Below are 19,755 nucleotides of genomic sequence, written 5' to 3'. Positions count from 1 at the left end.
ATTCTGGCACATGACCGGAGCCGCATGATCAGCGATCGAGAATGGCCTCGATCGCGTCCGTAACCTCGGCGATGTCGGCCATGCCATCGACCCGGCTCACGATGTCGCGCGCGTCGTAGATCGGCAGGATAGGGGCGGTCTTGGCCCGATACTCAGCCATGCGCGTGCGCACCGTTTCCTCGTTGTCGTCCGGCCGGCGCTTGAACTCATGGCCATGGCACTTGTCGCACTCGCCCGCCGTGGCCGGCTGCTTGAACCTGTCATGATAGCCCTCGCCACACGTAGCGCAGGTGAAGCGGCCGGTGATGCGCTCAACGAGTGCGTCCTCGTCCACTTCCAGCTCGATGACATGATCGAGCGCCCGCCCGCGATCGGCGAGCAGCGCGTCGAGGCTCTCGGCCTGCGCCGCCGTGCGGGGATAGCCGTCGAAGATCACACCGGTCTCTGCCTGCAGGCCATCCAGCGCCTCGCCGATGATGCCCGAGACGATTTCGTCCGAAACGAGTTCGCCCGCTTCCATCACGGCCTTGGCCTTGAGGCCGATCGGCGTGCCCGCTTTGACGGCGGCGCGCAGCATGTCGCCGGTCGAGAGCTGGACCATGCCGCGCTCCCCGACGAGCCGCTGCGCCTGCGTTCCCTTGCCGGCGCCGGGAGGTCCCAGCAGGATGATGTTCATGTCACTCCCCCATCTAGGCACGCCGCCGGCCCCTGAGCCGTGCGGCAAGCCCGTTCTTGTGCCCTAGCGAAGCTTGCCCTTCAACCGGGCCTTTTTGATAAGATCGCGATACTGGTGCGCGATAAGATGGCTCTGGATCTGGGTCACCGTGTCGACGGTCACGTTGACGACGATGAGCAGGCTGGTGCCGCCCAGATAGAAAGGAATGCCGGCCCGCGCGATCAGGAACTCGGGAATGAGGCAGATGATCGCCAGATAGGCCGCACCGATCACGGTGATGCGCGTCAGCACATAATCGAGATAATTCTCGGTGTTCTTGCCCGGCCGGATGCCTGGAATGAAGCCGCCGTTGCGCTTCAGATTCTCGGCGGTCTCCTCCGGATTGAACACGACGGCCGTGTAGAAGAAGCAGAAGAAGACGATGCCGAGCCCATAGAGCAGCATGTAGACGGGCGTGCCGTGCGCCAGATACTGGTTGATCGCCAGCACCAGGTCATTGCCCGTCGATTCCCCAGCCGCGCCGGCATTGGTGCCCGCGAACTGCGTGATCGTCAGCGGCAGTAGCAACAGCGAGGACGCGAAGATCGGCGGGATCACGCCGGCCGTGTTGATCTTGAGCGGTAGGTGGCTGCGATCGGCCTGCATGATGCCCTGGCGCGTCTGGCGCTTGGGATACTGGATCAGCACGCGGCGCTGCGCGCGCTCCATGTAGCAAATGCCGGCGATGAGCGCGAGGCCGATGACGATGATGCCGATGATCAGCAGACCGGAGATCGAGCCGGTGCGGCCGGATTCGAACAGATTGGCCAGCGTTACGGGAAGCTGCGCGACGATGCCCGCCATGATGATCAGCGAGATACCGTTGCCGATGCCGCGGCTGGTGATCTGCTCGCCCAGCCACATGAGGAACATCGTGCCGCCAATAAGCGAGACGACCGCGCTGACGCGGAACAGCATGCCGGGATCAACGACCGCCTGCAGGCCCGACTGGGCGCCGTAATTCTCAAGGCCGACGGCGATGAAATAGCCCTGGATGGCCGTCAGGCCGACCGTGCCGAAGCGCGTATACTGGTTGAGCTTCTTGCGCCCCGCCTCGCCTTCCTTCTTGAGCGCCGCAAGCTGCGGCGACAGGGACGAGCCGAGCTGCACCACGATCGAGGCGGTGATGTACGGCATGATGCCGAGCGCGATGAGGCTCATGCGCTCCAGGCTGCCGCCGGAGAAGGTGTTGAAGATGTCGAGAATGCCGCCCTGCGTCTGTTGATAGAGCTGGGCGAGCACCGTCGGGTCGACACCCGGCAGCGGCACGAACGAGAAGAAGCGGAACACGATGAGCGCGCCGATGGTGAACCACAGCCGCTTCTTGAGGTCTGTCGCCTGGCTGAAATTGCTGAGGCTCAGATTGGCTGCCACTTGGTCGGCGCGTGATGCCATGATCGCTTGCAATCCTGAAACTTGACGCCTGCCGGACCCGGCAAGCCGCGTGATCCATTAGCCGCGTGACCGGCTCATGTCGAATGTTGGATAGCCCCTCGCATTCCCACCATGCAAATCGACCCCGCCCGCCCATATCGGCAGGAGGGGTCGGTTATGCAAGGCGGCAATCATGCGATTGGCCTTCAGCCCGCCGATTACTCGGCAGTAGCCGGAGCAGCCTTGGCGAGGATCTCGACCTTGCCGCCAGCCTTGTCGACAGCCTCGAGCGCTCCCTTGGAAGCGCCGGCGACCGCGAAGCTGGCCTTGGCCGTCAGCTCGCCCTTGGCGAGCAGACGCACGCCATGCTTGCCACCGCGCGAAAGACCGGCCGCGCGCAGCGCTGCCTGATCGATCGTCGCCTTGGCGTCGAGCTTGCCTGCGTCGATCGCCTTCTGGATCATGCCCAGATTCACCTCGGCATAGTCCTTGCGGAAGATGTTGTTGAAGCCGCGCTTCGGCAGACGCATGTGGAGCGGCATCTGGCCACCCTCGAAGCCGTTGATCGCGACGCCCGAGCGTGCCTTGGCACCCTTCTGGCCGCGGCCGGCGGTCTTGCCCTTGCCCGAGCCGATGCCGCGTCCGACGCGCATGCGGCCCTTGCGGGCGCCATCATTGTCCTTGAGTTCGTTCAGTTTCATGTCTTTGCACTCGCTTTCGCTGGCCGGCACGCCGGCACTGTTCGCGCTTTTCCCCGCTCCGTCAGGAGCAGGGAACATTGCTTATTCGACGATTTCCACCATGTGGGGGAGCTTGCGGATGGCGCCACGCACTTCGGGCGTATCCTGCAGCTCGACCACGCGGTGCATCTTGCCGAGACCGAGGCCGATCAGGATCTGCTCCTGCTTGGCCGGGCGGCGGATCGGCGAACCGATCTGCTTGAGCTTGATCGTTGCCATCGTCGTTTACTCCGCAATCGCTTCGGCTTCAGCCGCAGCGACGTCAGCCGACGCACCACCGCGACGAAGCAGGTCGGCAATCTTCTTGCCGCGACGCTGCGCCACCGACTTGGGGCTGGTCTGCTCCGTCAGCGCCGCGAAGGTCGCCCGGATCATGTTATAAGGGTTGGAGGTGCCGTTGGACTTGGTCACCACGTCGGCAACGCCCAGGCTCTCGAACACGGCGCGCATCGGACCGCCGGCGATGATGCCGGTGCCCGGAGGCGCCGTGCGCACGGTGACCTTGCCCGCGCCGAAATGGCCGAGGCCATCATGATGCAGCGTGCGGCCTTCCTTCAGCGGAACGCGGATCATCGCCTTCTTCGCTGCGGCAGTCGCCTTGCTGATCGCCTCGGGAACCTCGCGGGCCTTGCCATGGCCGAAGCCGGCACGGCCCTTGCCGTCACCCACGACGACGAGCGCCGCGAAGCCGAAGCGCTTGCCGCCCTTCACCGTCTTGGAGACGCGGTTGATGTGAACGAGCTTCTCGACGAATTCCTCGCCGCCATCGTCCTCGTTGCCACGGCCGCGACGGTCGTCGCGACGGCCACGGCCACCACGGTCACGATCGTTGCCGCCACGGCCACGACCACGGCCACGGCCACGGCCTTCAGCCTCGGCAGGAGCGGCCGCTTCGGCCTCGACGGCAACGGCGCCGGTCTGGATCTCGGTTTCGTCTGCCATATCAGAACTCCAGTCCGCCCTCACGGGCGGCATCGGCCAGCGCCTTCACGCGGCCATGAAAAAGGAAGCCTCCACGGTCGAACACGACCTTGGTGACGCCAGCCTTGGTCGCCGCAGCAGCGACGCGCTTGCCGACATCGGCAGCCGCTTCGGACGTCGCACCGGTCTTGCCGAGCGACTTGAAGCCGACGTCCTTGTCGAGCGTCGAAGCGGAGGCAACGGTCTTGCCGGCCGCATCGTCGATGACCTGGGCGTAGATGTGGCGACCCGAGCGATGGACGCTGAGGCGCGGCTTGCCGCCGGCGCGAGCCTTGATGGCGGTGCGGACGCGGCGCGTGCGCCGGTCAAAGAGAGAGAGTTTCGCCATGGCTTACTTCTTCTTGCCTTCTTTGCGGAAGATAAACTCGCCGTCATATTTGATGCCCTTGCCCTTATAGGGCTCCGGCTTGCGCCAGCGGCGGATTTCGGCGGCGACCTGACCAACCTTCTGCTTGTCGATGCCGCTGATCTCGACCGTGGTGTTATCCGGGGTCTTGATCTCGATGCCCTCGGGCACCGGGTAATCGACGTCATGGCTGTAGCCGAGCTGCAGCTTGAGGGTCTTGCCCTGCGCGTTGGCGCGGTAACCGACACCGGTGATGAGCAGCTTCTTGGAGAAGCCCTCGGTCACGCCGGTGATGAGGTTCTGCACCAGGGTGCGCTGCATGCCCCAGAACGCGCGAGCGGCTTTCGTGGCGTTGGCGGGCTGCACCGAAATGGCGCCCTCCTCGACCGAATAGCTGATCTCGTCGCGCAGCTGCAGGCTGAGCGTACCCTTCGGGCCCTTCACCGAGAGCTGACCGCCCTCGATCGTGGCGGTCACACCCGACGGGATCGTGACCGGCTTTTTGCCGATGCGGCTCATCAGAACACCTCCGCCAGCACTTCGCCGCCGACATTCTGAGCGCGCGCTTCGGTATCCGAAAGCACGCCGCGCGGCGTCGAGACGATGGTGATACCGAGGCCGTTGCGAATGACCGGAAGCTCTTTGGAGCCCGAATAGACGCGGCGGCCCGGCTTCGAGACGCGCGCGACATGCTTGATCGCAGGCTCGCCCTCGAAATATTTCAGTTCGATGCGCAGGCCGTTGTGGCCGGCGACTTCTTCCTCGGAATAGCCGCGGATGTAGCCCTCGCGCTGAAGCACGTCGAGGACGCGCGCACGAAGCTTGGACGCGGGGGAAACCACGCTGTCCTTGCGAGCCCGCTGGCCGTTGCGGATGCGGGTGAGCAGGTCACCCAAAGGATCGGTCAATGCCATCTTCGTATATCCTTACCAGCTCGACTTGGTGACGCCGGGGATCAGGCCCTTGTTGGCCAGATCGCGCAGCTGAATGCGGCACAGTCGGAACTTGCGGTAATAAGCGCGCGGGCGGCCGGTGAGCTCGCAACGGTTGCGAATCCGGGTCGGATTGCCGTTGCGGGGAATCTCCGCCATCTGCAGACGCGCCATCAGGCGCTCGCCATCGTCGAGCGACTTGTCATTGGCCGTCGCCTTGAGCTTCGCGTACTTGCCGGCATACTTCTTCACCAGCTTCTTGCGACGCTCATTCTTGTTGATCGAACTCAGTTTCGCCATGGACTTAAGCTCTCTTCCTTAAAGTCTAAACCGGACCACGCTCACGCGGCCTGCTGTTCCGCCTCGACCGGGAACGGGAAACCGAAGAGGCGCAGCAGTTCGCGCGCTTCGTCGTCCGTCTTGGCCGTGGTGGTCACGATGATGTCCATTCCCCGCATCTTCTCGATCTTGTCGTAGCTGATCTCGGGGAAAATGAGCTGCTCCTTGATGCCGAAGGCGTAGTTGCCACGGCCGTCGAAGCTCTTCGGGTTGAGGCCACGGAAGTCGCGGATGCGGGGCATCGCGATCGTCACCAGGCGATCGAGGAACTCGTACATGCGCTCGCGACGAAGGGTGACCTTCGCGCCGATCGGCATGCCTTCACGCAGCTTGAACTGCGCGATCGACTTCTTCGCCTTGGTGATGACCGGCTTCTGGCCGGCGATCAGTTCCATTTCCTCTGCGGCCGAGGTGACCTTCTTCTTGTCCTGGGTCGCCTCACCGACGCCCATGTTCAGGACAATCTTCTCGATCTTCGGCACTTCCATGACGTTCTTGTAACCGAACTTCTCGGTCATCGCCTTGGCGACTTTCTCGTCATAGAGCTTCTTCGAGCGCGGGATATACTTGTCAGCCATTAGATGACCTCCCCGGTCTTGACGGCGACGCGGACCTTCTTGCCGTCACGCTCCTCGAAGCGGACGCGCGTGGCCTTGCCGGCAACGGCAATCGCGACGTTGGAGACATGCAGCGGCGCCGGCTTGCGATCGATGCCACCCTGCGGGTTGGCCTGATCGGGCTTGCGATGACGCGCATGGACGTTGATGCCCTCGACGAGCACCTTGTCGTCCTTCGGCATCACCTGCAGGACGGTGCCGGTGCGGCCCTTGTCCTTGCCGGCGAGAACGATGACGTTGTCGCCCTTCTTGATCTTGGCGGCGCCCATCACAACACCTCCGGCGCGAGCGAGATGATCTTCATGAAGTTCTTCGCGCGCAGCTCGCGGACGACCGGGCCGAAGATGCGCGTGCCGATCGGCTCCGCATTCTTGTTGACCAGGACGGCGGCATTGCCGTCGAAGCGGATCACGCTGCCGTCGGGACGACGAACGTCCTTGGCGGTGCGCACGATCACGGCGCGATGAACGTCACCCTTCTTGACGCGACCACGGGGCGCGGCGTCCTTCACGGAGACGACGATGATGTCGCCCACGCTGGCGAAGCGACGCTTCGAGCCACCGAGCACCTTGATGCACTGGACGCGCTTGGCGCCGCTGTTGTCAGCGACATCAAGATTGGATTGCATCTGGATCATTGATCCGGTTCCTTCTCAATTGGCCTGCCGGGATGCCCCGGTGGTTCCGTTAAACTCTTGGGTCCGACCGCTCAGTGCGCCACTTCGGGCGACTTGTGCGTGTCGACGCGCTCGATGACCTTCCAGGTCTTCAGCTTGGAGATCGGAGCGGTCTCCTCGATGCGAACCGTCTCGCCCTCATGATAGTCGTTCGACTCGTCATGGGCGTGGTACTTCTTCGAGCGGCGGATGATCTTGCCGTAGAGCGGGTGCTTCACCTTGCGCTCCACCAGCACGACCACCGTCTTGTCACCCTTGTCGGAAACCACCGTTCCCGTAAGCACGCGCTTAGGCATGGGTCTGTTTCCTTCTTACTTCGCAGCCGCGGTGCGCGCGGTCTGCAGGGTCTTGATGCGCGCGATGTCGCGGCGCACTTCACGCACGCGGCTCGGCTTCTCGAGCTGGTTGGTCGCAGCCTGGAAGCGCAGGTTGAACTGCTCGCGCTTGAGCTCGCCCAGCTGGGTCGAGAGCTCGTCGTCGGTCTTGGCCTGGAGATCAGCGATCTTGGTCATGACTTAGGCTCCCAGATGCGAGGTGTCGCCGAGACGCGCCACCACCTTGGTCTTGATCGGCAGCTTCATGGCTGCGCGCGAAAAGGCCTCTGCCGCAAGCGGACCGGGAACGCCGTCCAGCTCGAACAGGATACGGCCCGGCTTGACCCGCGCTGCCCAGAATTCGACGCTGCCCTTGCCCTTGCCCTGACGGACTTCGGCGGGCTTCTTCGTCACCGGCACGTCCGGGAAGACGCGGATCCAGAGACGGCCCTGACGACGGATGTGGCGCGTGATCGCGCGGCGAGCCGCCTCGATCTGACGCGCGGTCACCCGCTCTGGTTCCATGGCCTTGAGGCCGTAGGAGCCGAAATTGAGGTCCGTGCCGCCCTTCGCGTCGCCCTTGATGCGGCCCTTGAAGGTCTTACGGAACTTGGTTTTCTTCGGTTGCAGCATGATGCTCTACCTTAAAACTTAGCGTGCCGGACGCACGCCGGAGGTCTGAGCCTCCAGCATGAGGCGGTCGGTGGCCATGGGATCATGGCCGAGAATCTCGCCCTTGAAGATCCACACCTTGACGCCACACACGCCATAAGCAGTGTGCGCCGTCGCTTCGGCGTAATCGACGTTACCGCGCAGCGTGTGGAGCGGAACGCGACCTTCGCGATACCACTCGACGCGGGCGATCTCCGCGCCGCCGAGACGGCCGCCGCAGGTGATCTTGATGCCCTCGGCGCCGAGACGCAGCGCGCTCTGCACCGCGCGCTTCATGGCGCGACGGAAGGCGATGCGGCGCTCGAGCTGATCGGCGACGCCCTGTGCGACGAGCTGCGAGTCGATCTCCGGCTTGCGGATCTCGACGATGTTGAGCGACACGTCGCTCGCCGTCATCTCGCCCAGCTTCTTGCGCAGCTTCTCGATGTCCGCACCCTTCTTGCCGATGATGACACCGGGACGGGCAGCGTAGATCGACACGCGGCACAACTTGGCCGGGCGTTCGATCACGACCTTCGAGATGGCGGCCTGCGGCAGGCTCTTCATCACGAACTTGCGGATCTTCAGATCCTCGAGCAGCAGGCGGCCATAATCCTGGCCCTCAGCGAACCAGCGGCTGTCCCAGGTGCGGTTGATCTGCAGGCGCAGACCGATCGGATTGCTCTTGTGACCCATGGATCAGGCCTCCTCTTCCGCAGCTTCACGAACGACGATGCGCACGCGGCTGAAGGGCTTCAGGATGCGCGTCGACTTGCCACGACCACGCGCATGAAAGCGCTTCATCGTAAACGCCTTGCCGACGCTCGCCTCGGCGACGACGAGAGCGTCGACGTCGAGATTGTGGTTGTTCTCCGCATTCGCGACGGCGCTCTGCAGCACCTTGCGGACGTCGACGGCCATGGCGCGCTTCGAGAAGGCGAGCACATTGAGCGCGTCCTCGACCTTGCGGCCGCGGATCAGGGCAGCGACGAGATTCAGCTTCTGGGCCGAACCGCGGATCTGCGTGCCAACTGCCAGCGCCTCATTGTCAGCGACGCGGCGGGGAGACTTTTCCTTGCCCATTAGCGCTTGCCCTTCTTGTCGGCAGCGTGACCGGGGAAGAAGCGCGTCGGCGCGAATTCACCCAGCTTGTGACCAACCATGTCCTCGTTCACCGAGACGGGAACATGCTTGCGGCCGTTGTAGACGTTGAACGTCAGGCCAACGAACTGAGGCAGGATCGTCGAACGACGCGACCAGGTCTTGATCGGACCTCCGCGGCCCGAATTCTCCTGCGCGGTTTCTGCCTTCTTGAGCAGATGCAGGTCCACGAAAGGACCTTTCCAGACGGAGCGAGCCATCGCTTACCTCTTCTTCTTGGCGTGACGCGACCGGATGATCATCTTGTCGGTCGACTTGTTGTGACGGGTGCGGGCACCCTTGGTCGGCTTGCCCCACGGGGTAACCGGATGACGGCCACCGGACGTGCGGCCTTCACCACCGCCGTGCGGGTGATCGACCGGGTTCTTGGCGACGCCGCGGGTCAGCGGGCGACGGCCCATCCAACGGGTGCGGCCTGCCTTGCCGAGGTTCTGGTTCTGATTGTCGGGGTTCGACACCGCGCCAACCGTCGCCATGCAATCCGAGCGGATGTAGCGCTGCTCGCCTGAGCCCAGACGGACCATGACCATGCCGCGATCGCGACCGACCAGCTGCGCATAGGTGCCGGCCGAACGGCAGAGCTGACCGCCCTTGCCCGGCTTCATCTCGATATTGTGGATGATCGTGCCGACCGGCATCTGACCGAGTTCCATCGCATTGCCCGGCTTCACGTCGGTCTTCTTGCCGGCGATGACCTTGTCACCGGGAGCAAGACGCTGCGGCGCCAGGATATAGGCCTGGGTGCCGTCAGGATAGTTGACCAGTGCGATGAACGCCGTGCGGTTGGGGTCATATTCCAGACGCTCGATCGTGCCCTCGACGTCCCAGAGGCGACGCTTGAAGTCGATGATGCGATAGCGCTGCTTGTGACCGCCGGCGATGCCGCGCGAGGTCACATGGCCCTTGTTGTTGCGGCCACCGGTCTTGCGCTTGCCTTCGGTCAGCGCCTTGACGGGCTTGCCCTTGTGCAGGCTCGACTTGTCGACGAGAATCAGGCCGCGCTGGGCCGGGCTCGTCGGGTTGAAATGCTTGAGTGCCATGTCTCAGTCCGCCCTCAAATGCCCGTGGTGACGTCGATCGACTGGCCGTCGGCCAGCGTCACAATCGCCTTCTTCACGTCAGACCTGGTGTAGGGCTTGCCCTTCCACTTCTTGGTCTTGCCCTTGGTCACGATCGTGTTGACCGACTTGACGTTGACGCTGAACAGCGCCTCGACAGCAGCCTTGATCTCGGGCTTCGAAGCGTCGCGTGCGACCTTGAACACAACCGCGTTGTGCTCGGAGACCAGCGTCGCCTTCTCGGTGATGTGCGGCGCCACGATCACGTCGTAATGACGGTTCGCCACCGCAGCCTGTGCCGGCTTCTTAGCCATTGAAGCGTGCCTCCAGCTGCTCGACCGCGGCGCGGGTCAGCACGAGGCTGTCGGCGCGGAGGATATCGTAGACATTGGCGCCGATGGCGGGGAGCACATCGATACCGACGAGGTTGGACGATGCCTTGGCGAAGGAGACGTTGATCGCCTCGCCATCGATGAACAGCGCCTTGTTGAGATTGAGCTTGGCGAGCTGACCCGCCAACGCCTTGGTCTTGCCGTCCTTGACGTCGAGATTGTCGAGGATCGTGATCGCGCCGCTCTGCGCCTTCGCGGAGAGCGCCATCTTCAGACCGAGCGCGCGAACCTTCTTGTTCAGCGAGTGACCGAAGGTGCGGGCGCGCTGACCATGCGCCTTACCGCCGCCGATGAAGATCGGAGCGCGGCGATCGCCGTGACGAGCAGTGCCGCCGCCCTTCTGGCGACCGAACTTCTTGCCGGTGCGGGCAACTTCCGAGCGCTCGCGGGTCGCGGAGGCCGGAGCCCGACGCTTCTCGAGCTGCCAGGTGACGACGCGATGCAAAATGTCCGCGCGGGGCTCGATGCCGAACACGGCCTCGTTGAGCTCCACATCGCCGGACGACTTGCCGCCGTCGAGGGTGATAACCTTGATCTTCATGATTAGCCCTCCTGCCCTTCAGTGGCTTCGGGCGTCGCGACATCCTCGACGGACGTCTCGATGACCGGTTCCTCGGCAGTGTTGTTGTTGGCGGCCGACTTGATGCTGGCCGGATACGGCGCATCGGCCGGACGATCGACCTTCACAGCGTCCTTGACGAGCAGCCAGGTGCCCTTCGAGCCCGGAACGCTGCCCTTCACGAAAAGCAGGCCGCGCTCGACGTCCGTACGGACGATCTCGAGATTCTGCTGGGTGCGCTGACGGTCGCCCATGTGGCCGGCCATCTTCTTGTTCTTGAACACGCGACCCGGATCCTGACGGTTACCCGTCGAACCATGGGCGCGGTGGCTGATCGACACGCCATGGGTGGCGCGCATACCGCCGAAGCCCCAGCGCTTCATCGCGCCCTGGAAGCCCTTACCCTGGGTGTGGCCGGTGACATCGACCATCTGGCCGGGGATGAAGTGGTCGGCGGCGATTTCCGCGCCAACGTCAAGCAGAGCGTCTTCCGAAACACGGAACTCGACGAGTTGCGCCTTCAGTTCGACTTCGGCCTTGGCGAAGTGCTCGCGCTGCGGCTTGGCGACGTTCTTCGCCTTGGCCGAGCCGGCACCAAGCTGGACAGCCACATAGCCGTCCCGATCCAGTTCGCGACGAGCAACGACCTGGTTGCCTTCGAGCGCCAGAACGGTGACGGGCACGTGGCGGCCATCGTCCTGGAACAGGCGGGTCATGCCCACTTTCTTCGCGATCACGCCTGTGCGCATGATCAAATCCTTCCAATAGAGGCCCATGCTTTTGACGGCAGGGGCTTATCCAACGAAAAACCGCCCGAGGCGCTCTCGCGCCCAAGCGGCCAACCCAATGTTTCGATGCGTGACCCCCGTCCGGGCTGGATGCTCTCCTGACCCGACCAAGCGGGAGAGAACGACGGAGGACGCAGCCCGGGCAACCCGAAGGTCATTGGCCCGGCGGTATCCAATGTCATCGCGAGGACGCCCCGAAGGAGCACCCCCGCTATGGCCATCAGGCCAGTTTGATCTCGACGTTCACGCCGGCAGCCAGGTCGAGCTTCATCAACGCATCGACGGTCTGCGGCGTCGGCTGCACGATATCAAGCATGCGCTTGTACGTGCGAACCTCGAACTGTTCACGGCTCTTCTTGTCCACATGAGGGCCACGGTTGACCGTGAACTTCTCGATGCGGGTCGGCAGGGGAATGGGACCGCGAATAAGAGCGCCCGTGCGACGAGCGGTGTCGGCGATGTCGCCGGTCGCCTGGTCGAGCACGCGATGGTCGAATGCCTTCAGACGAATACGAATATTCTGCGTTTCCATTGTCCACTACCGATGTGAAAGAGCCAAAACAAAACCGCTCCACCCTGATGGCCCGGCGCTCTTCGAAGCGCTCAAGACCCGCGCGAAGCGGCAAAAACAGCAAGCCGCCCGAATCACCCGACCCGAGCGGCTGGCTGCCCTATATTACTTCGAGATCGTCGCGACAACCCCCGAACCGACGGTGCGGCCGCCTTCGCGAATAGCGAAGCGGAGACCCGGGTCCATGGCGATCGGAGCGATCAGCTTGACGACGAGCTTCACGTTGTCGCCCGGCATCACCATCTCGGTGCCCTCGGGGAGAACCACCTCGCCGGTCACGTCCGTCGTGCGGAAGTAGAACTGCGGACGATAGTTGGCGAAGAACGGCGTGTGACGGCCACCTTCGTCCTTCGACAGAACGTAGACCTCAGCCTCGAAGTCGGTGTGCGGCGTAACCGAACCCGGCTTGGCCAGAACCTGGCCACGCTCGACTTCTTCACGACCGACGCCGCGGATCAGCGCGCCGATGTTGTCGCCGGCCTCACCCTGATCGAGCAGCTTGCGGAACATCTCGACGCCGGTGACGGTCGTCTTCTTGGTGGGCTTGAGGCCGACGATCTCGACTTCCTCGCCAACCTTGACGATGCCGGTCTCGACACGGCCGGTCACGACGGTGCCGCGACCCGAGATCGAGAACACGTCTTCGATCGGCATCAGGAACGGACGATCGACCGGACGGGCCGGCTGCGGGATGTAGGCGTCGACCGCCTCCATCAGCGCGTTGATCGAGTCCTTGCCGATGGCGTCGTCGCGGCCTTCGAGAGCGGCCAGAGCCGAACCCTTGACGATCGGAATGTCGTCGCCCGGGAAGTCGTAGCTGGAGAGCAGCTCGCGAACTTCGAGCTCGACGAGCTCGAGGAGCTCCTCGTCATCGACCTGATCGACCTTGTTCATGTACACAACGAGCGCCGGCACGCCGACCTGACGAGCGAGCAGGATGTGCTCGCGGGTCTGCGGCATCGGGCCGTCAGCAGCGTTCACCACCAGGATGGCGCCGTCCATCTGCGCCGCGCCGGTGATCATGTTCTTCACATAGTCGGCGTGGCCCGGGCAATCGACGTGCGCATAGTGACGGGCGCCGGTCTCATACTCGACGTGCGCCGTCGAGATCGTGATGCCGCGCTCGCGCTCTTCCGGCGCCTTGTCGATGTTGGCGTAGTCGGTGAACGTCGCGCCGCCGGTCTCGGCCAGCACCTTGGTGATGGCAGCCGTCAGCGTGGTCTTGCCATGGTCGACGTGGCCGATGGTGCCGATGTTGCAGTGCGGCTTGTTCCGCTCGAATTTAGCCTTAGCCATTTCCTACCTCTTTTCGCTCGAATAGCTTGGGTTCAACCGCTCGGGGAAGCCTCGCGAAGGCGCCCCCATAGCAGCAAATTTTCATAAATCCAGCCTGAAACTCACCCTTTAGGCGAGCTTGGCCTTCACCTCGTCGGCAACGTTCTGCGGCACTTCGTCATAGTGCGAGAACTGCATGGAGTAGCTGGCGCGTCCCTGGGTGAAGGAGCGCAGCGAATTCACATAGCCGAACATGTTGGCCAGCGGGACCATGGCATCGACCGTCTGCGCGTTGCCGCGCGTGTCGGTGCCCTGGATCTGGCCACGACGCGAGTTCATGTCGCCGATGACGTCGCCCAGATATTCCTCCGGGGTGACGACTTCGACCTTCATGACCGGCTCGAGCAGTGTGATGCCTGCCTTCTGGGCCGCTTCGCGCATGGCGGCGCGGCCCGTGATTTCGAAGGCCAGAGCCGATGAGTCGACGTCGTGATACGCGCCGTCATAGAGCAGGATCTCGAAGTCGATGATCGGGAAGCCGATGAGCGAACCGGTCGCAGCCGTCTCGCGCATGCCCTTCTCGATCGCGGGGATATATTCCTTCGGAATGTTACCGCCCTTGATCTCGTCCTTGAAGATGATGCCCGCACCGCGCTCGCCCGGCGTCAGCTTCACCTTGATGCGGCCGAACTGGCCAGTGCCGCCCGACTGCTTCTTGTGGGTGTAGTCGACGTCGACGGCCTTCTTGAGATACTCGCGATAGGCCACCTGCGGCGCACCCACATTCGCCTCGACCTTGAACTCGCGCTTCATGCGATCGACGAGAATTTCGAGGTGAAGCTCGCCCATGCCCTTGATGATCGTCTGGCCCGATTCGTGATCGGTCGAGACGCGGAACGAGGGATCTTCGGCAGCCAGACGATTGAGCGCGATGCCCATCTTCTCTTGGTCGGCCTTGGTCTTGGGCTCCACCGAAAGCTCGATGACCGGCTCGGGGAATTCCATGCGCTCCAGGATGATCGGCTGACGCTCGGCGCACAGCGTGTCGCCGGTCGTCGTTTCCTTCATACCCGCCAGAGCGACGATGTCGCCGGCATAAGCCACGTCGATGTCCTCACGCGAGTTCGCGTGCATGAGGAGCATACGGCCGATCTTTTCCTTCTTGTCCTTCACCGAGTTCAGGTAACTGCCCTTGGTGAGCGTGCCCGAATAGATGCGCAGGAAGGTGAGCGAGCCGACGAACGGATCGTTCATGATCTTGAACGCGAGACCGCTGAACGGCGCGTCGTCGCTGGTCGCGCGGCTGTCCGGCTCATTCGTGTCGGGGTTGACGCCCTGCACGTCCTCAATGTCCAGCGGGCTCGGCAGATAGTCGACGACGGCGTCGAGCAGGGGCTGCACGCCCTTGTTCTTGAACGCCGAGCCGCACAGCACGGGCACGAACGACTGGTTCAGCGTGCCCTTGCGGATCAGCTTCTTCAGCGTCGCGACGTCAGGCTCATTGCCTTCCAGATAGGCTTCCATCGCGTCATCGTCCTGCTCGACGGCAAGCTCGATCAGCCGGTTGCGATAGTCTGCCGCCTTGTCGGCGAGATCGGCCGGGATCTCCTCGTAGAAGAACTCGGCGCCCAGCGCTTCGTCCTTCCAGATGATCGCGCGGTTGTTCACGAGATCGACGAGACCCTTGAAATCGCTCTCCGCGCCAATGGGGAGATAAAGGACAGCCGGCTTGGCGCCCAGGCGATCGATGATCGTCTGCACGCAATAATAGAAATCGGCGCCGGTGCGGTCGAGCTTGTTGATGAAGCACATCCGCGGCACGCCGTACTTGTCGGCCTGACGCCACACGGTCTCCGACTGCGGCTCCACGCCGGCAACGCCGTCGAACGCGGCGACCGCGCCGTCGAGCACGCGCAGCGAGCGCTCGACCTCGATGGTGAAGTCCACGTGACCGGGCGTGTCGATGATGTTCAGGCGATGCTCGGGGCCCTTGCCCTCGTCGGCCTTCCACAGGCAGGTCGTAGCAGCGGACGTGATCGTGATGCCGCGCTCCTGCTCCTGCTCCATCCAGTCCATCGTGGCGGCGCCGTCATGGACTTCGCCGATCTTGTAGGACTTGCCGGTGTAATACAGGATGCGCTCGGTCGTCGTCGTCTTGCCGGCGTCGATGTGCGCCATGATGCCGAAGTTGCGGTAACGCTCGAGCGGGTGGCTGCGGGCCATGGTTTTCACTCCGTTGCCGCGTTCATGCGGCGGGTTGGCGAGAATCTCTGAAATGTGGAGACCGGGACACCCCAGCGGGCGCCCCGGCTCCTGATATAGTGCTTACCAGCGGTAATGCGAGAAGGCGCGGTTCGCTTCCGCCATGCGGTGCGTGTCTTCGCGCTTCTTGACGGCATTGCCGCGATTGTTCGCGGCATCCATCAGCTCACCGGACAGGCGCGCCGCCATGGTGGTCTCGCTGCGCGAACGCGCGGCGTTGATCAGCCAGCGGATGGCAAGCGCCTGGGCGCGCTCGGGGCGCACCTCGACCGGGACCTGATAGGTCGCACCGCCGACGCGGCGACTGCGGACCTCGATGCCCGGCTTCACATTGTTGAGCGCATCGTGGAAGAGCTGGATCGGATCCTTCTTCGCACGCGCTTCGGCGGTTTCGAGCGCGCCATAGACGATCGACTCGGCAACGGCCTTCTTACCGTCCAGCATGATGTTGTTCATAAACTTGGAAAGCACGATGTCTCCAAACCGCGGATCGGGCAGGATGACGCGCTTTTCGGGGCGACGACGACGTGACATATCTCTGTTCTCCCCTTCTTACTTCGGACGCTTCGCGCCGTACTTGGAACGGCTCTGCTTGCGATCCTTGACGCCCTGGGTATCCAGAACGCCGCGAAGAACGTGATAGCGCACGCCCGGAAGGTCGCGCACACGGCCGCCACGGATCAGCACGACGCTGTGCTCCTGGAGGTTGTGGCCTTCGCCGGGGATGTAGCTGATGACCTCACGCTGGTTGGTGAGGCGCACCTTGCAGACCTTGCGGAGAGCCGAGTTCGGCTTCTTCGGCGTCACGGTGTAGACACGGGTGCAGACGCCGCGCTTTTGCGGGTTCTGCTCCATTGCAGGGACCTTGGACTTGGCCTTCTGCGGTTCGCGGCCCTTGCGGACCAGCTGGTTAATCGTTGGCATGAAGCCCTTCACCTTTCAGATGGTTACTTTGCCGTCCATCTCTCGCCGTCGCCGCGGGAAAACCCTAAACGACAAGGGCCCCGGTGGTTGAAACAACCCCCTGGCCCCCGCAAGAACATAGGCAATGTTCAGCTCTGTTCGCCCCCAACGGACAAGCGACCGAATCCTTGAAAAAGCACAGGTTCAGGCCCGCGAGGCAGGCGGCCCTATAGCTGCGGCACCCCAAATGGTCAAGCCGCGTGCGGACGGCCCGTCAGAGCTGACTGAGACACAGGCCAAGCACCGCGCAGATGCCAAGCACGCGGACCATACCCTGCCGCCATTTGAAGAGCAGAAGCGCCGCCGCGAGCGCGATCACCGCCGCCCGCCAGTCGAGACTCGCCGGATCGGGCACGAGCAATTGCACGGGGCCGAGCCGGACCGTGTCGAGCCGGGCGAACAGGACATGCAGGGCGAACCACAAGGAGAGATTGGCGATGACGCCGACGACGGCCGCCGTGATCGCAGCGAGGGCTCCCTGCAGACCAGTCATGCGCTCGAGGCGCGCCATCCAGGGCGCGAAGGCGAAGATCCAAAGGAAGCAGGGCGCGAACGTCACCCAGGTGGTGAGGCCCGCCCCCAACAGCCCCGCAACCAAAGGCGAGAACGGCGCGGGCGCACGCCAGGCACCGAGAAAGCCGACGAACTGCGTCACCATGATCAGCGGGCCGGGCGTCGTCTCGGCGAGGCCGAGACCGTCGGCCATTTCCTCGGGCCGCAGCCAGCCCATCGTCTCGACCGCCTGCTGCGCCATATAGGCCAGCACGGCATAAGCGCCACCGAAGGTAACGATGGCGAGCTTCGAGAAGAACAGGCCGATGTCCCAGAGGACGTGATCCGGACCGAGCGTGACGAAGACCAGCAGCATCGGCGCCCACCAGAGGACAAGCCAGCCCAGCACCGTCCCGGCCGTGCGCGCGGGCGAGGCAATGGTCGTGACAGCCCCGTCGGGCACGGCGTGGAGCTTCAACCAGTTCGGACGCCGACGCGCCACGATCGCGCCGGTCACGCCGGCGATGAGGATGACGAGTGGGAAAGGCGCGTCGAGCAAGGCCAGCGCCACGAAGGACAGCACGGCCAGCACGCGCTGGAACGGCCCCTTCAGCGCACGGCCCGCGACGCGCAGCACGGCCTGCACCACGATCGCCAGCACGGCCGCCTTCACGCCGAGGAAGATCGCGGCAACGATGCTGATCTTGGCGGCCAGCGCATAGAGAATCGAGAGGCCGAGCATCACCAGCGCGCCGGGAATGACGAACAGCATGCCCGCGACGAGACCGCCCAGCGTTCCATGGAGTCGCCAGCCTATCCAGGTCGCGAGCTGCTGCGCTTCCGGCCCGGGCAGCAAATGGCAGAGATTGAGCGCGCGCAGGAAGCTGCCCTCGTCCACCCATTGCCGCTCGTCGACCAGCTCGCGATGCATGAGCGCGATCTGCCCCGCCGGGCCACCGAAGCTCAGAAAGCCGATGCGCGCCGAGACGCGGACAAGTTCGCCAAAGGAAACGGATCGCATGACACCCCCTATGCCGCCCCCCCATAGCGAGGGACCATGCAAGCAAGCATCGCTTGGGCGGGAGTGCCTGGACGGGAGGATGCCTCACCCCGTTGATCGCCTAGCCAAGCCCGGGGCCGCGCTCAACGGAAAAGGAGGCCCGCTTCACTAGTTTCGATTTGCAACCCTTGATTTGAGGCGCGGCGAGGCGCACAGCAGCGCCACCTGACAACAGGAGACGCCCATGTCGATTTCCATGTACGACGCCTCGGTTCCGCTTCTCGTCAACATCCTCACCAACATGCGCAACTGGCTGGACAAGGCCGACGCCGTCGCGGCGCAGGACAAGCTCGCCGGGGCACGCCTCGTCGAGGACATGCGCCCGCTCACGGCGCAATATCAGATGGCATCGGACAGCGCGAAGAACGGCGTCGCCCGCCTTGCCGGCATCGAGCCGCCGAGCATGCCGGACACGGAAGAGACTTTCGCGCAGCTCAAGGAGCGCTGCGACAAGACGATCGCCTTCATCCAGAGCGTGACCACAGCCCAGCTCGACGGCAGCGAGACGCGCGAGGTGATCCTCAAATTCCCGAGCGGCAACGGCTACCGGTTCGACGGCCTCGGCTATCTCACCAAGTTCATGCTGCCGAACTTCTTCTTCCACGCCACCACGGCCTACGCGATCCTGCGCGCCAACGGCATCCAGATCGGCAAGCCCGATTTCCTCGCGCATATGGGCATGCCCAATCTGCTCCCGGCCGAACCGGCCTAAATCACTGGCACAGCGGGGCGCGAGCCGTTAGAGCCGCGCCCCATGAGCGAGACAGTATCCTTCGGCTATCGCGAGGTTGCGCCCGAGGAGAAGACGAAGCTGGTCGGCGGCGTCTTCTCGAGCGTCGCGAAGAAGTACGACATCATGAACGATGCCATGTCCGGCGGCATGCATCGCCTCTGGAAGGACCAGTTCGTCCGCCGCGTGAAGCCGCGCGCGGGCGAGACGATTCTCGACATGGCCGGCGGCACCGGCGACATCGCTTTCCGCATGGCCGCCAAGGGCGCGCAGATCATGGTCAGCGACATCAACGAGGACATGCTCGCCGTCGGCATGGAGCGCGCGACCAAGCGCGGCATCGAGGGCCTGAGCTGGTTGCCGCAGAACGCCGAGACCCTGAGCTTCGCGGACCGTAGCTTCGACGCCTATACGATCGCCTTCGGCATCCGCAACGTGACCGACAAGCCCAAGGCGCTGCGCGAGGCGCATCGGGTGCTCAAATATGGCGGGCGCTTCTTCTGCCTCGAATTCTCGACCAATGTCTGGCCCGGCTTTTCGGACGTGTACGACAGCTATTCGCACAAGCTCGTGCCCCGGATCGGCAAGATGATCGCGGGCGACGAGGAAAGCTATCGCTACCTCATCGAGTCGATCCGCCGTTTCCCGCCGATGCCTGAATTCGCGAAAATGATCGGGGAAGCCGGCTTCACGCAGGTGAAGGTCGAGCCCATCATGGGCGGGCTGGTCGCGATCCACTCGGGCTGGAAAGCTTGATCG

30 protein-coding genes are annotated in these 19,755 nt (G+C 63.8%); 2 read left to right on the top strand and 28 right to left on the bottom strand.

Annotated elements, in window-relative coordinates; genetic code table 11:
• Positions 1-28: 28 nt before the first annotated feature.
• The 28 genes from KM135_RS15330 to chrA all read right to left on the bottom strand — a co-directional run bounded on the left by KM135_RS15330 (position 29) and on the right by chrA (position 18,227).
• The gene (locus tag KM135_RS15330) at positions 29-676 is read right to left on the bottom strand and encodes an adenylate kinase (RefSeq protein ID WP_221714898.1); all 648 of its coding nucleotides are present in this window, start codon (positions 674-676) and stop codon (positions 29-31) included.
• Positions 677-739: 63 nt separating this feature from the next.
• Entirely contained in the window at positions 740-2,110 is a 1,371-nt protein-coding gene (gene secY, locus KM135_RS15325) for a preprotein translocase subunit SecY (RefSeq protein ID WP_221714897.1), read from the bottom strand.
• Positions 2,111-2,307: 197 nt separating this feature from the next.
• A complete protein-coding gene (gene rplO / locus KM135_RS15320) occupies positions 2,308-2,790 on the bottom strand; it encodes a 50S ribosomal protein L15 (RefSeq protein WP_221714896.1) in 483 nt (160 codons plus the stop codon).
• 81 nt (positions 2,791-2,871) lie between these two features.
• Positions 2,872-3,048, bottom strand: a complete 177-nt coding sequence (gene rpmD / locus KM135_RS15315; protein WP_221714895.1) for a 50S ribosomal protein L30 — start codon at positions 3,046-3,048, stop codon at positions 2,872-2,874.
• A gap of 6 nt (positions 3,049-3,054) precedes the next feature.
• On the bottom strand, positions 3,055-3,771 hold the full coding sequence (gene rpsE, locus KM135_RS15310) for a 30S ribosomal protein S5 (protein WP_221714894.1): 717 nt from the start codon (positions 3,769-3,771) through the stop codon (positions 3,055-3,057).
• Position 3,772: 1 nt separating this feature from the next.
• The gene (gene rplR, locus KM135_RS15305; RefSeq protein ID WP_221714893.1) at positions 3,773-4,138 is read right to left on the bottom strand and encodes a 50S ribosomal protein L18; all 366 of its coding nucleotides are present in this window, start codon (positions 4,136-4,138) and stop codon (positions 3,773-3,775) included.
• Positions 4,139-4,141: 3 nt separating this feature from the next.
• The gene (gene rplF, locus KM135_RS15300; RefSeq protein ID WP_221714892.1) at positions 4,142-4,675 is read right to left on the bottom strand and encodes a 50S ribosomal protein L6; all 534 of its coding nucleotides are present in this window, start codon (positions 4,673-4,675) and stop codon (positions 4,142-4,144) included.
• The gene (gene rpsH / locus KM135_RS15295; protein ID WP_221714891.1) at positions 4,675-5,070 is read right to left on the bottom strand and encodes a 30S ribosomal protein S8; all 396 of its coding nucleotides are present in this window, start codon (positions 5,068-5,070) and stop codon (positions 4,675-4,677) included. The genes rplF and rpsH overlap by 1 nt, the downstream gene beginning before the upstream one ends.
• A gap of 12 nt (positions 5,071-5,082) precedes the next feature.
• Positions 5,083-5,388: a 30S ribosomal protein S14 gene (rpsN, locus tag KM135_RS15290; RefSeq protein ID WP_221714890.1), complete on the bottom strand. Its 306-nt coding sequence runs from the start codon at positions 5,386-5,388 to the stop codon at positions 5,083-5,085.
• Positions 5,389-5,429: 41 nt separating this feature from the next.
• Positions 5,430-6,005 carry a 50S ribosomal protein L5 gene (rplE, locus tag KM135_RS15285; protein ID WP_221714889.1) on the bottom strand — a complete coding sequence of 192 codons (576 nt, stop codon included), beginning with the start codon at positions 6,003-6,005 and terminating at the stop codon, positions 5,430-5,432.
• On the bottom strand, positions 6,005-6,313 hold the full coding sequence (rplX, locus tag KM135_RS15280) for a 50S ribosomal protein L24 (protein WP_221714888.1): 309 nt from the start codon (positions 6,311-6,313) through the stop codon (positions 6,005-6,007). Before rplX ends, rplE begins: the two co-directional genes overlap by 1 nt.
• Positions 6,313-6,681, bottom strand: coding sequence for a 50S ribosomal protein L14 (gene rplN, locus KM135_RS15275; RefSeq protein WP_014077869.1), 369 nt, complete (start codon positions 6,679-6,681; stop codon positions 6,313-6,315). Before rplN ends, rplX begins: the two co-directional genes overlap by 1 nt.
• A 71-nt stretch (positions 6,682-6,752) precedes the next feature.
• On the bottom strand, positions 6,753-7,016 hold the full coding sequence (gene rpsQ / locus KM135_RS15270; protein ID WP_221714887.1) for a 30S ribosomal protein S17: 264 nt from the start codon (positions 7,014-7,016) through the stop codon (positions 6,753-6,755).
• Positions 7,017-7,031: 15 nt separating this feature from the next.
• On the bottom strand, positions 7,032-7,232 hold the full coding sequence (gene rpmC, locus KM135_RS15265; protein WP_221714886.1) for a 50S ribosomal protein L29: 201 nt from the start codon (positions 7,230-7,232) through the stop codon (positions 7,032-7,034).
• A gap of 3 nt (positions 7,233-7,235) precedes the next feature.
• Positions 7,236-7,667, bottom strand: coding sequence for a 50S ribosomal protein L16 (gene rplP / locus KM135_RS15260; protein WP_221714885.1), 432 nt, complete (start codon positions 7,665-7,667; stop codon positions 7,236-7,238).
• An 18-nt stretch (positions 7,668-7,685) separates the two neighbouring features.
• On the bottom strand, positions 7,686-8,381 hold the full coding sequence (gene rpsC, locus KM135_RS15255; RefSeq protein ID WP_221714884.1) for a 30S ribosomal protein S3: 696 nt from the start codon (positions 8,379-8,381) through the stop codon (positions 7,686-7,688).
• Positions 8,382-8,384: 3 nt separating this feature from the next.
• Entirely contained in the window at positions 8,385-8,768 is a 384-nt protein-coding gene (gene rplV / locus KM135_RS15250) for a 50S ribosomal protein L22 (protein WP_221714883.1), read from the bottom strand.
• On the bottom strand, positions 8,768-9,046 hold the full coding sequence (rpsS, locus tag KM135_RS15245) for a 30S ribosomal protein S19 (RefSeq protein WP_221714882.1): 279 nt from the start codon (positions 9,044-9,046) through the stop codon (positions 8,768-8,770). The genes rplV and rpsS overlap by 1 nt, the downstream gene beginning before the upstream one ends.
• Before the next feature lie 3 nt (positions 9,047-9,049).
• Positions 9,050-9,886: a 50S ribosomal protein L2 gene (rplB, locus tag KM135_RS15240; protein WP_221714881.1), complete on the bottom strand. Its 837-nt coding sequence runs from the start codon at positions 9,884-9,886 to the stop codon at positions 9,050-9,052.
• A 14-nt stretch (positions 9,887-9,900) separates the two neighbouring features.
• Positions 9,901-10,218: a 50S ribosomal protein L23 gene (locus tag KM135_RS15235; RefSeq protein ID WP_221714880.1), complete on the bottom strand. Its 318-nt coding sequence runs from the start codon at positions 10,216-10,218 to the stop codon at positions 9,901-9,903.
• The gene (gene rplD / locus KM135_RS15230; protein ID WP_221714879.1) at positions 10,211-10,837 is read right to left on the bottom strand and encodes a 50S ribosomal protein L4; all 627 of its coding nucleotides are present in this window, start codon (positions 10,835-10,837) and stop codon (positions 10,211-10,213) included. The genes KM135_RS15235 and rplD overlap by 8 nt, the downstream gene beginning before the upstream one ends.
• 2 nt (positions 10,838-10,839) lie before the next feature.
• Entirely contained in the window at positions 10,840-11,604 is a 765-nt protein-coding gene (gene rplC, locus KM135_RS15225) for a 50S ribosomal protein L3 (RefSeq protein ID WP_221714878.1), read from the bottom strand.
• Positions 11,605-11,863: 259 nt separating this feature from the next.
• Entirely contained in the window at positions 11,864-12,175 is a 312-nt protein-coding gene (rpsJ, locus tag KM135_RS15220; protein WP_129403764.1) for a 30S ribosomal protein S10, read from the bottom strand.
• A 144-nt stretch (positions 12,176-12,319) separates the two neighbouring features.
• On the bottom strand, positions 12,320-13,510 hold the full coding sequence (tuf, locus tag KM135_RS15215) for an elongation factor Tu (RefSeq protein WP_221714877.1): 1,191 nt from the start codon (positions 13,508-13,510) through the stop codon (positions 12,320-12,322).
• A 108-nt stretch (positions 13,511-13,618) separates the two neighbouring features.
• Positions 13,619-15,712: an elongation factor G gene (gene fusA / locus KM135_RS15210; RefSeq protein WP_221714876.1), complete on the bottom strand. Its 2,094-nt coding sequence runs from the start codon at positions 15,710-15,712 to the stop codon at positions 13,619-13,621.
• A gap of 102 nt (positions 15,713-15,814) precedes the next feature.
• A complete protein-coding gene (gene rpsG, locus KM135_RS15205; protein WP_221714875.1) occupies positions 15,815-16,285 on the bottom strand; it encodes a 30S ribosomal protein S7 in 471 nt (156 codons plus the stop codon).
• An 18-nt stretch (positions 16,286-16,303) separates the two neighbouring features.
• On the bottom strand, positions 16,304-16,675 hold the full coding sequence (gene rpsL / locus KM135_RS15200) for a 30S ribosomal protein S12 (protein WP_221714874.1): 372 nt from the start codon (positions 16,673-16,675) through the stop codon (positions 16,304-16,306).
• Positions 16,676-16,928: 253 nt separating this feature from the next.
• A complete protein-coding gene (gene chrA, locus KM135_RS15195) occupies positions 16,929-18,227 on the bottom strand; it encodes a chromate efflux transporter (protein ID WP_221714873.1) in 1,299 nt (432 codons plus the stop codon).
• Positions 18,228-18,450: 223 nt separating this feature from the next.
• On the opposite strand from chrA, the gene KM135_RS15190 reads away from it, so the two are divergent.
• Entirely contained in the window at positions 18,451-18,978 is a 528-nt protein-coding gene (locus tag KM135_RS15190) for a DUF1993 domain-containing protein (protein WP_221714872.1), read from the top strand.
• A 42-nt stretch (positions 18,979-19,020) separates the two neighbouring features.
• Positions 19,021-19,752: a class I SAM-dependent methyltransferase gene (locus tag KM135_RS15185; RefSeq protein WP_221714871.1), complete on the top strand. Its 732-nt coding sequence runs from the start codon at positions 19,021-19,023 to the stop codon at positions 19,750-19,752.
• Positions 19,753-19,755 lie beyond the last annotated feature (3 nt).

Source organism: Sphingobium xanthum, from assembly GCF_019737615.1.
Taxonomy (GTDB): Bacteria; Pseudomonadota; Alphaproteobacteria; order Sphingomonadales; family Sphingomonadaceae; genus Sphingobium; species Sphingobium xanthum.
The sequence above is the reverse complement of the archived record's forward strand: the minus strand, read 5'-3'. Positions and strand labels throughout refer to the sequence as shown.